General features: G+C 61.5%; 14 protein-coding genes. 9 read left to right on the forward strand and 5 right to left on the reverse strand.

Annotation, left to right across the window (positions count from 1 at the left end):
- The first annotated feature begins 621 nt into the window (after positions 1–621).
- The 9 genes from ACFFT4_RS30270 to ACFFT4_RS30310 all read left to right on the forward strand — a co-directional run bounded on the left by ACFFT4_RS30270 (position 622) and on the right by ACFFT4_RS30310 (position 9,160).
- Complete coding sequence (locus ACFFT4_RS30270; protein WP_378052862.1) at positions 622–1,077, forward strand: ATP-binding cassette domain-containing protein; 456 nt, start codon at positions 622–624, stop codon at positions 1,075–1,077.
- On the forward strand, positions 1,031–2,134 hold the full coding sequence (locus ACFFT4_RS30275; RefSeq protein WP_378052863.1) for an ATP-binding cassette domain-containing protein: 1,104 nt from the start codon (positions 1,031–1,033) through the stop codon (positions 2,132–2,134). The genes ACFFT4_RS30270 and ACFFT4_RS30275 overlap by 47 nt, the downstream gene beginning before the upstream one ends.
- Positions 2,131–3,189: an ABC transporter permease gene (locus ACFFT4_RS30280; RefSeq protein ID WP_378052864.1), complete on the forward strand. Its 1,059-nt coding sequence runs from the start codon at positions 2,131–2,133 to the stop codon at positions 3,187–3,189. Before ACFFT4_RS30275 ends, ACFFT4_RS30280 begins: the two co-directional genes overlap by 4 nt.
- The gene (locus ACFFT4_RS30285) at positions 3,186–4,100 is read left to right on the forward strand and encodes an ABC transporter permease (protein ID WP_378052865.1); all 915 of its coding nucleotides are present in this window, start codon (positions 3,186–3,188) and stop codon (positions 4,098–4,100) included. Before ACFFT4_RS30280 ends, ACFFT4_RS30285 begins: the two co-directional genes overlap by 4 nt.
- A 70-nt stretch (positions 4,101–4,170) precedes the next feature.
- Positions 4,171–5,343, forward strand: a complete 1,173-nt coding sequence (locus tag ACFFT4_RS30290; RefSeq protein WP_378052866.1) for a BMP family ABC transporter substrate-binding protein — start codon at positions 4,171–4,173, stop codon at positions 5,341–5,343.
- 27 nt (positions 5,344–5,370) lie between these two features.
- Positions 5,371–6,378, forward strand: coding sequence for a formamidase (locus ACFFT4_RS30295; RefSeq protein WP_378052867.1), 1,008 nt, complete (start codon positions 5,371–5,373; stop codon positions 6,376–6,378).
- Positions 6,375–6,806 carry a cupin domain-containing protein gene (locus ACFFT4_RS30300; RefSeq protein WP_378052868.1) on the forward strand — a complete coding sequence of 144 codons (432 nt, stop codon included), beginning with the start codon at positions 6,375–6,377 and terminating at the stop codon, positions 6,804–6,806. The genes ACFFT4_RS30295 and ACFFT4_RS30300 overlap by 4 nt, the downstream gene beginning before the upstream one ends.
- Positions 6,807–6,823: 17 nt before the next feature.
- The gene (locus tag ACFFT4_RS30305) at positions 6,824–7,495 is read left to right on the forward strand and encodes a cysteine hydrolase family protein (RefSeq protein ID WP_378052869.1); all 672 of its coding nucleotides are present in this window, start codon (positions 6,824–6,826) and stop codon (positions 7,493–7,495) included.
- Positions 7,496–7,534: 39 nt separating this feature from the next.
- Entirely contained in the window at positions 7,535–9,160 is a 1,626-nt protein-coding gene (locus ACFFT4_RS30310; protein WP_378052870.1) for a PucR family transcriptional regulator, read from the forward strand.
- A gap of 286 nt (positions 9,161–9,446) precedes the next feature.
- Here the strand turns inward: ACFFT4_RS30310 and ACFFT4_RS30315 are convergent, their stop codons facing one another.
- The 5 genes from ACFFT4_RS30315 to ACFFT4_RS30335 all read right to left on the reverse strand — a co-directional run bounded on the left by ACFFT4_RS30315 (position 9,447) and on the right by ACFFT4_RS30335 (position 13,662).
- A complete protein-coding gene (locus ACFFT4_RS30315) occupies positions 9,447–9,635 on the reverse strand; it encodes a YjzC family protein (RefSeq protein ID WP_378052871.1) in 189 nt (62 codons plus the stop codon).
- A 66-nt stretch (positions 9,636–9,701) separates the two neighbouring features.
- Positions 9,702–10,934, reverse strand: a complete 1,233-nt coding sequence (locus ACFFT4_RS30320; RefSeq protein WP_378052872.1) for an MFS transporter — start codon at positions 10,932–10,934, stop codon at positions 9,702–9,704.
- Between the two features lie 5 nt (positions 10,935–10,939).
- Positions 10,940–11,668 (reverse strand): isochorismatase family protein, encoded by a 729-nt coding sequence (locus tag ACFFT4_RS30325; RefSeq protein WP_378052873.1) that lies wholly within the window; start codon positions 11,666–11,668, stop codon positions 10,940–10,942.
- Between the two features lie 30 nt (positions 11,669–11,698).
- On the reverse strand, positions 11,699–12,406 hold the full coding sequence (locus ACFFT4_RS30330; RefSeq protein WP_378052874.1) for an isochorismatase family protein: 708 nt from the start codon (positions 12,404–12,406) through the stop codon (positions 11,699–11,701).
- On the reverse strand, positions 12,403–13,662 hold the full coding sequence (locus tag ACFFT4_RS30335) for an MFS transporter (protein WP_378052875.1): 1,260 nt from the start codon (positions 13,660–13,662) through the stop codon (positions 12,403–12,405). Before ACFFT4_RS30335 ends, ACFFT4_RS30330 begins: the two co-directional genes overlap by 4 nt.
- Between the last annotated feature and the right edge of the window lie 3 nt (positions 13,663–13,665).

Below are 13,665 nucleotides of genomic sequence, written 5' to 3' on the forward strand. Positions count from 1 at the left end.
ATCCCCTCATATGATCTGACATCTAAACCCTGTGAAATCCTGCGAATGAGTGAGCATTCGTGAGAAAACCCCCTAAACCCGAGGGACGGTCTGCCAGACCGTTAAAGGCACCCACCCGCTCGGATTCGCCCGGTTAACGGTCCGCCAGACCGTTAAAGGCACCCGCCCGCCAGGATTCGCCCGGTTAACGGTCCACCAGACCGTTAGAGGCACCCACCCGCCAGGATTCGCCCGGTTAACGGTCCGCTAGACCGTTAAAGGCACCCGCCCGCCAGGATTCGCTCGATTACCGGTCTGCCAGACTGTTAGAGACGATGAGAGAGTGACGTACACGGGACGGGGCTTTCGAGACAATCTCCTTGCGAAAGCTCCCACCCAAGGCGGTTGTGCTGATGTGTGCGAATGGGTCATTTGTCATTTTGGCGAGGGTGGAATGGTACAGTAAGTGACAATTTTAATGTTATGTACATGTAATGTTTATGATCGGAATACAAAAAAATGCCTAAATTTTTAATCAAATAGCATAAGGAATATGACGTGAAATTGAGTTATAATCAAAAACATAAATTAAATCAGCTCATAAAAGTCATATAACCTGACATAAACAAGGAGGGTGAAGAAATGTCCGTCGACAACGATACGTTTCCTTATCTCCTCAAAGCCGAAGGGCTGACCAAGCGCTTCGGATCGCTGGTCGCCAATCGGGACATCGATCTGGTCGTTCGGGCGGGGGAGGTTCACGCCATACTGGGCGAGAACGGCGCGGGCAAGAGCACGCTGATGAAAATGCTCTACGGCGTATACGAGCCGGATGAAGGCGCGGTATGGATGGACGGAGAGCAAGCCGAGCTTCATCCGCCGATGAAAGCGCGGGCGAGAGGCATCGGAATGGTGTTCCAGGACTTCAGGGTCGTTCCCGCGCTGACGGTGCTGGACAACATCGCGCTGGCGGTTCAACCGGAAGAAGCTGCGCGAGCGGATCGTCGAAATTTCCTCGAAGTACGGGTTGCAGGTGGAGCCGGACGCGCAAGTGTGGCAGCTGGACCTCGGGCAGCGGCAGCGGCTGGAGATCGTTAAGGTGCTGCTTGCTCCGGGCACGCGCATCATTATCTTCGACGAGCCGACCAGCGTTCTCGTTCCTCAAGAGGTCGAATCGTTCCTGAGCATGCTCGGCCTGCTTCGTCAGGACGGCTACGGCATTCTGCTGATCACGCACAAGATCAACGAAGTGCTTGCCGTAGCCGACCGGGTCAGCGTGCTAAGAAACGGACAGATGACCTATGCGGCGGCCAAGGAGGATGGGCTGGACGGCGAGACCCTGATCTCGGCGATGATGGGAGACAAGACGTTAAAGCCGGTCGTGAAGCCCGCGAGTCCGTCGGCGGACGAAGAGGAAGCCCTGCGCATCGACGACGGCCGCATTCACGGAGACCACGGAGAGGCGGTGCTGACGGATATTCGGCTGTCTCTGTCGAAAGGGCGCATCGTCGGCGTCGCGGGCATCTCGGGAAGCGGTCAGCGGGAGCTGGCGGAGACGCTCTTCGGATTAAGGAAGCTGGCTGCGGGCAAAGTCTCGATCGGCGGAACGGAGATGAAGGACGGACCGCGGGCGTTCATGGACGCGGGCGTCAGCTTCGTCTCGGAGGATCCGATCAAGGAGTCGGTCATCCCGGGCTTCAGCATTTTGGAGCACATGGTGCTGGACGGCATGCCGATGAGAACGAAGGGATCGGGGATCGACTGGAAAATGCTCAAAGAGCAGCTGGAGCACTGCGAGGAGGCAAAGCTGCTCTCCTTGGCGGAGGGAAGCCGAAGGGCAGATACGCTCTCGGGAGGCAATGTGCAGCGGATGGTGCTGTCGCGGGCGCTCATTCGCAGACCGGATATTCTGATCATCAGCTATCCGAGCCGAGGCCTGGACATCGGAACGACGCGCACGATTCAGCAGCAGCTCATCGAATTGGCAGAGCAAGGAACGGCGATTCTGCTGTTCTCCGAGGATCTCGACGAATTGTTCAAGCTGTCCGACGAGCTGGTCGTGCTTAGCGGCAAGCGGCTGCTCGGTCCCTATAAAACCGCAGAAACGGATGCGACGCAGATCGGCTATCGCATGCTGAAAGGAGAATCCGCGTGAAGACACAAACCGGAACGATCGTTCTGCCCGCGGGGAGATGGCCCTCTTTCGCGCGGTGGAAGAAGCGGGGCATCCAGACGTTAATCTTTGTCGCTCCCTTTGTTTTGTACGGCATTTTCCTGCTCTGTTACGGAGTGAATCCGGTCGGCCTGTACGTCTCGATGGTCAAGTCGGCGTTCGGCGATCTATACGGCTTCGGGGAAGTGCTGTTGAAGGCGACTCCGTTCGTGCTGACCGGACTCGCCGCGGCGCTCCCGGCCAAGGCGGGACTGGTGAACGTCGGAGGGGAAGGCCAGCTCGTCATCGGCGCGTTGTTCGCCACCTGGTTCGCCGTATTTTACTTGAACGCCATGCCCGCCTGGCTCGGCATTCCGCTGATGCTAATCGCCGGGGCGCTCGGGGGAGCGCTATGGGGCGGACTGGTCGCCGTTCTGAAGGTGAAGGGACGGTTGAACGAGACGATTGCGAGCGTGCTGCTCAATTACGTCGCCACGTTCACCGTAGGGTTCTTCGTTCACGGCATGCTGAAGGACCCCGAATCGTTCAACTGGCCGTTTTCGCCGGAAATTTCTTCGTCGCTAAGACTTCCGATCATTAACGGCACGCGGCTGCACGTCGGTTTTGTCATTGCGCTCGCGCTGGCGGCGCTCGTCTGGTTTGTATTGGCGAAAACAAGGCTCGGCTTCCGCATCCGCGTGCTCGGCAGCAATCGGCTGGCGGCGGAGCGCGCCGGCTTCAACATCAACAAAACGTACTTCTGGGTGCTGGTCGCCGCCGGGATGCTGGCCGGCATTGCGGGTATGATCGAGATCGCCGGCATCGAAGGCCGCCTGCGCGCCACGACGGGCGCCAACTTCGGCTACTTGGGCTTCCTGGCCGCGATGATGGCGTGGAATCATCCGCTGAGGCTGGTCGTGACGGCGTTCCTGCTCGGCATGATCAGCGTCGCCGGCAATACGCTGGAGATCGGCTCGGGGCTTCCGTCCTCTTCCGTTAACATTTTGATGGCGCTTGTCTTGTTCTTCATTCTCGGCGGCAGGAGGTGGAGCCGATGATGCTCGCGGACATTCTGACCGGAGCGGTCCGCTCCGGAACGTCGGTCATGCTGGCCAGCCAAGGGGAGCTGGTGTCCGAGAGAGCCGGGGTGATCAACCTCGGCACCGAAGGCTCGATGCTCGGCGGCGCGCTTGGCGGCTTCGCGGTCACGGTATGGACCGGCAATCCGTGGCTGGGCGCGCTGGCGGGAGGGCTGTGCGGACTGCTGATCGCTTCGATCCACGCCTTTCTCGTCCTAAGCTGCGGAGCCAATCAACTCGCTACGGGCTTGACGATCATGTTCTTCGGCATGGGGGTGACGGCGTTCTTCGGACGGGATTTCGTCAGCGAGCAGATTGTCGGATTTAATCCGACGCCCATCCCGCTGCTGTCCGACATCCCGTTCCTCGGGCCGATTCTGTTCAACCACGACCCGCTGACGTACCTGTCGATTCTGCTCGTTCCGCTGCTCTGGTTCGTCATCTTCCGAACCCGAATCGGCATTATGCTCCGAACGGCGGGGGAGCGGGAGGAAGTGCTGTTCGCCAGCGGCATCAATCCGAAGCTGGTTCGCTATCTGGCGGTACTTGCCGGCGGATTCCTCGCAGGAGTCGGCGGAGCGCAGCTCTCCATCGCCTACACGCATGCCTGGGTGGAGAACATGACCGCGGGCAGGGGCGTCGTCGCCGTGGCGCTCGTTATTTTCGCCTCATGGAAACCGTCCAGAGCGATGCTTGGAGCTTATCTGTTCGGGGCGGCGCAGGCGCTTCAGCTTACCGTGCAGCAGCAAGGCTACGCGATCTCGCCCTTCTTCCTGTTCATGGTGCCGTATCTGCTCACGCTGCTGGCGCTGCTGATCGTGGAACGGAGGAAGTCGAGCCGAACGCCGGAGGCACTGGGGAGAGTGTTTGCCGGGGAAGGCGGCGGATAAAGCTTTGCTTCAAGACAAAGGCAGTAAGAGCAATCCAAACCTAGAACCATACAAAGTGGAGGGAAACCGTATGAAAACGAAAAGAAAAGCAAGCAGTGTCCTGTTGGGAGCGTTGGCGCTCCTTATGCTGATTACCGGGTGCAGCCAGCCGGGAAACAATTCCGGGAGCAGCTCGTCGGGCGATTCCCCGGAGACATCCTCCTCAAGCGCGGATGTGACGATGGGAACGGGAGGCAGCGCGGTCGGATTTATTTTCGTCGGGACGAAGGACGACTACGGTTACAACCAGGCGGCTTACCTGGGCAGCGTGGCGGTGGAAGAGGCATACCCCGACCTGAAGGTGCTGCGCGCCGAGAACGTGCCGGAGACGGCGGAGGCGGAGCGCGTCATGGAACAGATGATCAAGGACGGAGCGAAAATCATTTTCCCCACCTCCTACGGACATCTGGAACCGGCGCTTAACGTGGCCAAGCGTCACCCGGACGTCGTCTTTTTCCACCAAGGGGGCTTGAAGACCGCTAACAACGTCGGAACCTATTTCGGCACGATCTGGGAGCCTGTGTATCTGGCGGGCGTAGCGGCCGGCAAAATGTCCCCGACCGGCAAGCTCGGTTACATCGTCTCCGTGCCGATTCCGCAGGTGCTGCTTAACGTCAACGCGTTTACGCTCGGCGCGCGCTCCGTTAATCCCGACGCGACGACTTCCGTTGTCTTCACGGGAAGCTGGTGCGATCCCGGCCAGCAGGCGAACGCAACGAATTCGCTGATCGATAGCGGCGCAGACGTCATCAGCCTTCATCAGGACTGCATGAAGACGGTCATCGAGACGGCGGAGCGGCGCGATGTCATGACGGTCGGCTACCATGCCGACGCTTCTTCCCTGGCCCCGAACGGCTGGATTACCGGTTCTCTGTGGAATTGGCCCGAGCTGTTCGTCGAGATGGTTAAGACGGCGCAGGACGGCCAGTTCAAGGGCAGCAAGTTCGACGGCAAGTATCGCGGCACGCTCGCCGACAACGTTGTGCAGCTCGGTTCGTTCGGCGCGAACGTACCGGCCGACGTCGTGCAATACGTCGAGGATCAGAAGAAGGCGCTGCTGGAAGGAACGCTGCTTCCGTTCGCGGGACCGGTCAAGGATCAGTCGGGCGAGGTTCGCATTGCGGAAGGCGAGACGCCGACGGTCGAGCAGCTCGAAGGCTCCGATTATCTGGTCGAAGGCGTCGTCGGCAGCATTCCGAAGTAACTTGGGCATAAGAGAGGAGACGGGCAAATGAGCGGATTGGGCGGATTAAATAAAAGTCCGGACGGCGTCGTCATCGGGCTGGTGCAAATGCAGCTGCCCGTCGTGGATACGCCAGAGCAGCTTCGGGAGCAGGTCGGCCGCATCGTCGGGCTGACGGCGAAAGCACGCAACGGGCTGCGGGGAATGGATCTGGTCGTCTTTCCCGAATATTCGCTTCACGGCTTGTCGATGAATACCGATCCGGCGCTCATGTGCCGGATCGACGGACCGGAGGTCGAGGCGTTCAAGAAGGCCTGCCGGGACAACCGAATCTGGGGCTGCTTCTCGATCATGGAGGCGAACCCAGACGGATACCCGTACAATACCGGGCTGATCATCGACGATCAAGGCGAAATTCGGTTGAACTATCGCAAGCTGCATCCGTGGGTTCCCGTCGAGCCGTGGGAGCCGGGCAATCTCGGCATTCCGGTATGCGACGGCCCGAACGGGAGCAAGCTGGCGCTCATCATTTGCCACGACGGGATGTTCCCGGAGATGGCCAGGGAATGCGCGTACCTCGGCGCGGACGTCATGATCCGCACAGCGGGGTATACCGCTCCGATCCGCCATGCGTGGCAGGTGACGAATCAGGCCAACGCGTTCTGCAACCTGATGTATACCGCGTCCGTGTGTATGTGCGGAAGCGACGGCACGTTCGATTCGATGGGAGAGGCGATGATCGTCGGCTTCGACGGCGTTCCTCTCGTCGTCGGAGGCGGGCGTCCGGACGAGATCGTCGCCGGAGAGATTCGGCCGTCGCTCGTTCGCGAGGCGCGCCGCCTCTGGGGCGTGGAGAACAACATCTACCAGTTCGGGCATCGGGGTTACGTGGCGGTGGACGGAGGAGCCGGAGATTGTCCTTACACGTATATGGAGGATCTCGTGAACGGACGCTACCGCTTGCCTTGGGAGGACGAGGTCGTCGTCAAGGACGGGACGTCCGAGGGCTTTCCGAAGCCGACGCGAAGCTATCCGGGAAAGGCGGCGGGCCGATGACGGAGAAGCGGACGACGGTGAAAACGGCGGACGGGATGGAGTGGGGGCTGATGCCCGATCACATCGAGCTCTATCATCGGGAGATCGTAACGGCCGCCGAAGCCGACGCCTTGGGCGTAAGAGCCAGCTCGGTGCTGTGGGAGAAGATCGGCGTCGGCGGCGCCGTTCTGCCCCACTATCATGACGTGGCGGAAATCATTCATATTACGGTCGGCCAGGTTCGTCTGCTCTGCAACGGGGAGTGGCAATCGTTCAAAGCCGGGGACACGTTCCACGTCCCGGCGGGCGTCGTGCATTCGGTGGAGAACGACGATACGGCTCCCACGGAGCAGATCAGCATTTTTCTTCCGGTCGAGGAAGGGGCTCCGGGCAACCGGTTTTTCGAAACGACGAAGGTAACGATGCCGCTTGCGCCGGAGCGGGAATAGAAGGGAGGAATCGCGCGGTGAAAAAAGTGGAGAGGGCGCTGCCGTACCTGTACGAGTTCGACCCCGGCCGCACGGCGCTGGTCGTGATCGACATGCAGAACGATTTCTGTTCGACGGGCGGGTTCGGTGAGAGGCTCGGCAACGACATTTCGCCGACTCGCGCGATTATCCCGACCATTCAGGAATTGCTCCGGGCTGCGCGGACAGCGGGATTAACGATCGTGCATACGCGGGAAGGCCATCTGCCGGACCTGTCCGATTGCCCGCCCGCGAAGCTGGAGCGCAGCCGTCGGCAAGGAGCGGGTATCGGCGACGTGGGGCCGATGGGCCGGCTGCTCGTCCGGGGAGAGCCGGGTCATGCGATCGTTCCCGAGCTGACGCCGTTGCAAGGCGAGACGATCGTCGACAAGCCCGGGAAGGGCGCGTTTTACCGGACGGAGCTGGAGGATCTGCTGAAGGACAAAGGCATCGAATGGCTGATCGTATGCGGCGTGACGACCCATGTCTGCGTGCATACGACCGTGCGGGAGGCCAACGACCGCGGCTACCGCTGTCTCGTGCCAGAGGACGCGACGGCCGCGTTCGATCCGGCCGACCAGGAGGCGGCGATCCGCATGATTCGGCAGCAGGGCGGCATCTTCGGGTGGACGGCGCTGACGGACGAGATCGTCGCGGCGCTGGGCGGCTGAGCCGGGAGCGCCGGGCAACAACGGAAGGGGGAGACGGCGGTGAAGGAAACGATAACGGAGGAAGGGTTTACGGTCAGGGCGCTGTTCGACCTCCCGCAGCTGAAGGAAGCCGTTCTTCTCGGCGGCGAAACGGGCTTGGACCGGCCGATCAGCCGGATCAACGTGATGGAGGTGCCCGACGTCGTCGATTGGGTTCGGCCGGGAGAGCTGCTGATGACGACGGGTTATCCGTTTAAGCACGACCCGGAAATTCTGGTGACGCTGATCGCCCAGTTGGCGGGCAAAGGCGTCGTCGCGCTGGGCGTGAAGACGAAGCGGTTTTTCGACGAGGTGCCGAAGTCGGCCGTCGAGGCGGCGAACCGGCACGGCCTGCCGCTCGTCGAGCTGCCGCCCAGCACGACATTCTCCGACGTCGTCCGCGAAGTGATGGAGCGGGTGCTGGTGTCGGACTCCAAGGATTTGACCGTTCTGCAAGGCCGCGTTCAACGCCTGTCCCACGTGCTGCTGCACGGGGACGGGCTTCATGCGTATTTGAACCATCTGCAGACGATGATCCGCAACCCGGTCGTGCTGCTCGATCCGCACAACCGGATTGCGGCTTCGTCGGAGGCGGAGCCCCTGTGCCGGGACATCGCGGAGGAAGAATGGGCCAAGTTCCGCACCGAGCAGACGCTGGAGACGAACGTTCTCCAGATCGGGGAGCGGAGCGTGCGCGTCCATGTGGCGGCCGTGCCGGACGGACAGGTGCGTCCGTACTTGATGCTCATCCTGGAATATTCCGCCGATTACGGGACGGTCGACACGCTGACGATCAATTGGGCGGGCCGGCTGCTCGGCTTCGAGATCAGCAACCTGCTGGCGCGCAAAAATATCGAGGCGAAGTATTTCGACCAGTTTCTGCAGGATTGGCTGGCGGGACGAATCGTCTCGACCGACGATCTGCGCCTGCGTGCCGAAGCGTGCGGCTGGCCTTTGGACGAGGCGGATCGCTACGTCGCGGGCGTCGTATCGTTCCACGATCGCCAATCGGGCGTCAGAGAACTGCAGGAGCTGGCGAAACGGCTGAACTGGGAGAGCGATTCGCGCAAGTCGGGAGCCAAATGGACGGTGCTTGAAGGGGAACTGGTCGTCCTGTTCACGATGCGGCAGGACTTGAACAACGGGCCGCAGGTCAAGGACCGCGAGCCGGAGCGGGTCTGGGCCGGCTTGCGGGCGCTTCTGCAGGAGCAATCCGCTTCGCTGTGCCTCGGCAAGGAAGCGGGAAAGCAGAACGAGGTGTCGACCAGCTACCGCGACGCGAAACGGGCCGCCGAGATCAGAACGGTGTGCGGCTTGCAGGAGGAGACGGTCCGTTACGGGGAGCTTGGCGTCTATCTGCTGCTCTACCGGCTGCTCGGCACGGAGGAGCTGGAGGAGTATCAGCGGATGTACCTGCATCCGCTGCTGGAGCTGGATCGCAAGCAGCAGGGCTCGCTGCTGAACACGCTGCGCAATTATTTCGAATGCAACTGCAACGCCAAGGAAACGGCCGAGCGCATGTTCGTCCACTACAACACGATCAATTACCGGCTGGAGCGGATCAAGAGCGAGCTGGGGCTTCGGCTGGACGATCCGGAGACGAAGCTGCTGCTCCATATGGCGATCAAATCCGGGGATATCGCGTAAACGACGAAGAACCCCGCAAGGGGTTCTTCGGGCGACGTTTAGTGAGCTGCTCGAGTTTCGTAACCTACGTTGCTGATTCGTATCAGCCCTTCGGGACATCAGGAACGGCTTCCAACTTCATCTTGCCGATGGTGTCTTTAGCACAACCCCTCGCTTTCCCTACTCCGACAGGAACGCCTCACTTGGTTGTTGCCCGATTTCGTCCAACGGAACCACACCTCTCGTTTACCGTCGCCGAAATATAGAATGCCCGGTTCGTCCTCGCACTATGCAGCGGAGAAATCGATCAGCGCTGCTGCTTTACTTTTTTCCACTTGCGGTTGTGGTTCGACGTTTCCGGAAATTTCTCGCCTTTGTTCAAGTGCACTTTCTGCGGATCGTTAATTCCCATATGGAAGGCGTCTTCGCCGATCTCCATGTACTCCCCGTCGTTCGGAGCGCGCTGTCCCGGTTCGAATTGCGTCTGCTCGCCCATGGCTTCACCCCCTGTCGTAAGGGTTAGTGTAGCGCGAAATCCGGTGCGGTATTCGGACTCCGCCGTTCAGGACGCCTTTTTCACGGACATTCCGAACGCCATCAGCGCCGCGGCGATGACGCCAAAGCTGTAGGACAGGCCGATCAGGGCCGAGATGCCCCCGATCGCTACCGGGTTGACGATCTGGACCAGCCTGTTGACCATCGTGCGCAGACTCATGCCCATCCCTTGACGGTCGGCGGTCACGGTGCTGGCGACGATGATCAGGGCAATCGGCTGGTTCAGCCCCGCCCCCAGTCCCCATACGAACAGAATCGCGGCGATTCCCCAGTAGCCCGGATCGAGCGTCAGGGCGATCATGCAGCCGCATCCGGACCACAAGCTTCCCATCATGATGCCGTGCTGGCCGAGCCGGTTGATCAGCAGCCCGGCAATCGGCCGGATGGCGATCGAGGCGATGCCCCCGACCGACAGCAGCGTGCCGATCTCGGTATTCGTGTAGCCGCGGTCGGCGAGCAGCACCGGCAGGAACGTTCCCTGGATGTCGACGAGAATAAACAGCATGCCGTTATACAGCATCGCCTTGGCGAACCGGCGGTTGTGGCGGAGCAGCTCGATGCCGCTTCCGTAGCTGCTTCGCAGGCTAAGCGACAGATCGGCGGTCGCGCCGCCGTCGGGCCGGGGACGCGCGGCGTCCGGGACCCGGAACGCCAGCAGACCGCAGATGAGCGACAGGAGGGCGAAATAGACGAACACCCAGAGGAAGCCGCCGAGATCGGCCAGCCAGCCGCCGGCGACCGGTCCGCCGAATTGCGCCAGAGCGTTCGCGAAGGCGAATTGGGACAGCATCCGGTTGCCGCTCGCCTCCGGACCGCCGCGGGCGATCCGGCCGACCGAAGCCTGGAGCGCGCCCCACAGAAGCAGGCTGCCGATGCCGTTGCTGAGCTGGCCCACGATCATCGGGAACAGCGTCGAGGTCAGGCCGCCGGCGATGTAGCAGATTCCGCTGAAGGCCATGATCAAGCCGCCGATGACGGAGGAGCGGCGCGGGCCGATCCGGTCGATGAGCTGGCCGGCCGGCATCGCCAGCAGCACGGGAATCAAGGCGTGCAGCGCCATCAGCGCGCCGATGGCTCCCATCGCGTAACCGGCGTCGTTGAAGTAGAGAGACAGCATCGGCCGCAGCATGCTGAAGCCGAGCCAGTACAGCACCGCCAGCAGAAACAGAAGGAGGAGACCGGCGCTCCTCTTCAGCCGGTCTCCTCCCGCTCGGGGGCTGGTGGATTCGCCCGACGGCATTTCGCTCAGACGCCCGCGGCCGCTTGCGTTCTGCTGCCGATTTGGTCGAAGTAGGCGATTGCGCCGTCCAGCTTGACGACGTCGGCGTATTTGGCGTGCAGGTCGTACAGGTTGACCCAGTGCGACATCTCGGTGCGGTCGAACGTGCATTCCTCGACAACGCCCATCTTGAAGCTGTGCGTCGTGCCGTCCACGACGGTGGCGCGCACGCAACCGCTCGTCGATTCGCCGCAGGCGATCAGCGTGTCGATGCCCCAGCTCTGCAGCATGTACGGCAGCACCGTGCCCTGGAAGGCGCTTGGAGCGGCTTTGCGGATGACGAGCTCGCCCGGCAGCGGGGCGACCTCGGCGACGATCTCGGAGGAGCGCCGCTTCAGCTCGTCGGATTGCTGGCCGCCGCCGAACAGTCCCTTGCCGCGCGCCCGGGCCGCCCAGCCGACGACGTTGTCGGCGTCCAGCTTCGTGACGTGGATGACCGGGATGCGGTTGCGGCGCGCGGCCGCGAGCAGCACCGCCGTCTTGTCGACCGCTTCCCAGCCTTCCAGCCCCATGCCGCCGGGAATCGTCTTGATCTGCTCCATCAGCGGCTCGCGCTTAAAGCCGAGCACGCCGTAATAGATGTCGATCAGTAGCAGCGCCGGCTTGTCGCCGAAGCCGAAGGGGGCTTTTTTGCCCCGCGCCTCGTCATGTTCCTTGTCTCGTTCCGTCATGAATTTTTCCCATCCTGCTGTCATGGATAATTCCTCCTCGATTCGTTGATAGACTCAGCCTGCGTTCGTAATGGCGGGCCGGCGGGCGTTCAGATGCTCCAGCGCTTCGTCGATGTGCATGACGTCGGCATATTTGTGATGCAGGTCGAACAGGTTGACCTTATGAGACAGCGGGCTGCGATCGAAGCAGCATTCCTCGACCATTGTAATGTGGAAGCCGTTGGAATAACCCTCAACGACGCTGGCCCGCACGCAGCCGCTGGTCGATTCGCCGACGACGATCAGGCTGTCGATATCCATCATGTTCAGGTAGGCGGTCAGCGGCGTGCCGAAGAAGGCGCTGGCTCGGCTCTTGTAGATGATCATATCCTCGGACTGGGGGGCGAACGCTTCGAAAATCTCGTAGGCGTCGTCGGTAATATTTTTCAGCTTGCGTTTCGTGGAACGGATTTTCGTCGGCGATTTCGTATGCGTGTCGCGGGTCGTGTGAATGATCGGAATGCCGAGCTCGCGCGCTTTGGCGAACAGCAGCTTGGTCGGCTCAATCGCGTCCCAGGCATGGATGCCGCAGGAGCTCGGATACTCTCCCTGCAGCTCGATGACCGGCTTCGCTCCGCCCTTGTAGGCGGCGTTGTAGAGGTCGATCGCGAGCAGCGCCGGGCGCTTGCCGATGTAAGTCTCGCGCTCGTAAGCCTTGTAGATTTCCAGCAGATCGTCCGATACGATGTCTTTCCAGCAATGATCCTCGAATCCGTACTTCATAGTTTTTCGACCTCCGCATGATTAATAGGTATTTGAGGCCTGAACCGGGTTTTCCGATACAGGCTGAACCCCAGCATGGACACAAGCAGCAGGCCCCCGCTGGCGACGAAAGCCGCCGACAGACCGATCAGCTGGCCGAAAAATCCGAACAGCGCCGGCGCCGCGATCTGCGAGCCTCGGTTGACGAGCAGGCGCAGCCCCATAATTTTGCCGCGATCCGCCATCGAATCCTCGTCGACCATAATCATCGTGCTGACCGGCATGTTGATGCCGACCGCCGAGCCGAGCAGGAAAGCGACCGCCCCGATCGTATACGCGTTCCAGTTCGAGAACGGCAGCGCGCTCAGGCAGATGGCGGCGCCGCAGCCGGCGGCGATGAGCAGCGTCTGGTGGCTCCAGCGCTTGACGAGCTGTCCGACGAACAGACGGGACAGCATGCCGGCCAGCCCGCGCAGCGAGATCAGCACGGAGATGACGAAGGCGCCGAAGCCGAGCGTATTGAGATACAGCGGGAAGAAGCCCTGCCAGATGGATTGGATAAAATGAATCAGGAACGTGCCGACAAGTCCGAATTGGATGCCGGGGTGCTTGATCAGATGAACGCCTTGCATGTAGCTGCCGGCCATTTCCTTGGGACGAAGCACGCTCTTCAGCTCCTTGCCCAGCTTGCTCCGGCTGCGGAACTCGCGGCTGGCGAAATGGAAGGCGATGCCGTACAGAATGGCGACGACCAACGAGAACAGGAACGCCGAACGGTAACCGGCAGCCGCGGAACCGGTGAAATAGGTTGCGGCGCTCATCCCGGTCACGAGGGTGACGACGCCTCCGCCGATCAGCGGGCCGATCATCGTGCCGCCCGAGGACCAGGCGGAATAGCGTGTAATGTTCCGTTCGCGGGCGGCTTTGTCTCCTTCGGAGACGATGACCTGCAGCGAGGAGGCGACGACCATCGTCGCCGCGCCGATCAGCAGCTGCGCCAGGGTGATGACGGTCAGATTGTCGCTGAACCCCATCATGGCGAGCGAGACGATCGTCAGCAGGTTGCCGGCCCGCAGCATATGCGGAGCGCCCAGCCGGTCGATCAGCTCGCCGGCCGGCATCGCGATGATGAGCGGCAGGATGGCCCGCACCATCAGCAGGAAGCCGACCGTGGCGGTGGAAGCGCCCAATTCGACGGCATACAGGGCGAAGAACGGTTGAGTGACGGCGTTGATGCCGAAGGATACCCCTCCGCCGACGATACCGAGTGTTTTCAATTG

Source organism: Cohnella cellulosilytica (genome assembly GCF_042431195.1).
Lineage (GTDB): Bacteria > Bacillota > Bacilli > Paenibacillales > Paenibacillaceae > Cohnella > Cohnella cellulosilytica.

What these genes read in the sequence shown, in the direction of transcription:
- ACFFT4_RS30270 (WP_378052862.1), top strand. Translation starts at nt 622, where the DNA reads ATGTCCGTCGACAACGATACGTTTCCTTATCTCCTCAAAGCCGAAGGG.
- ACFFT4_RS30285 (WP_378052865.1), top strand. Translation starts at nt 3,186, where the DNA reads ATGATGCTCGCGGACATTCTGACCGGAGCGGTCCGCTCCGGAACGTCG.
- ACFFT4_RS30290 (WP_378052866.1), top strand. Translation starts at nt 4,171, where the DNA reads ATGAAAACGAAAAGAAAAGCAAGCAGTGTCCTGTTGGGAGCGTTGGCG.
- ACFFT4_RS30295 (WP_378052867.1), top strand. Translation starts at nt 5,371, where the DNA reads ATGAGCGGATTGGGCGGATTAAATAAAAGTCCGGACGGCGTCGTCATC.
- ACFFT4_RS30300 (WP_378052868.1), top strand. Translation starts at nt 6,375, where the DNA reads ATGACGGAGAAGCGGACGACGGTGAAAACGGCGGACGGGATGGAGTGG.
- ACFFT4_RS30315 (WP_378052871.1), bottom strand. Translation starts at nt 9,635, where the DNA reads ATGGGCGAGCAGACGCAATTCGAACCGGGACAGCGCGCTCCGAACGAC.
- ACFFT4_RS30320 (WP_378052872.1), bottom strand. Translation starts at nt 10,934, where the DNA reads ATGCCGTCGGGCGAATCCACCAGCCCCCGAGCGGGAGGAGACCGGCTG.
- ACFFT4_RS30325 (WP_378052873.1), bottom strand. Translation starts at nt 11,668, where the DNA reads ATGACAGCAGGATGGGAAAAATTCATGACGGAACGAGACAAGGAACAT.
- ACFFT4_RS30330 (WP_378052874.1), bottom strand. Translation starts at nt 12,406, where the DNA reads ATGAAGTACGGATTCGAGGATCATTGCTGGAAAGACATCGTATCGGAC.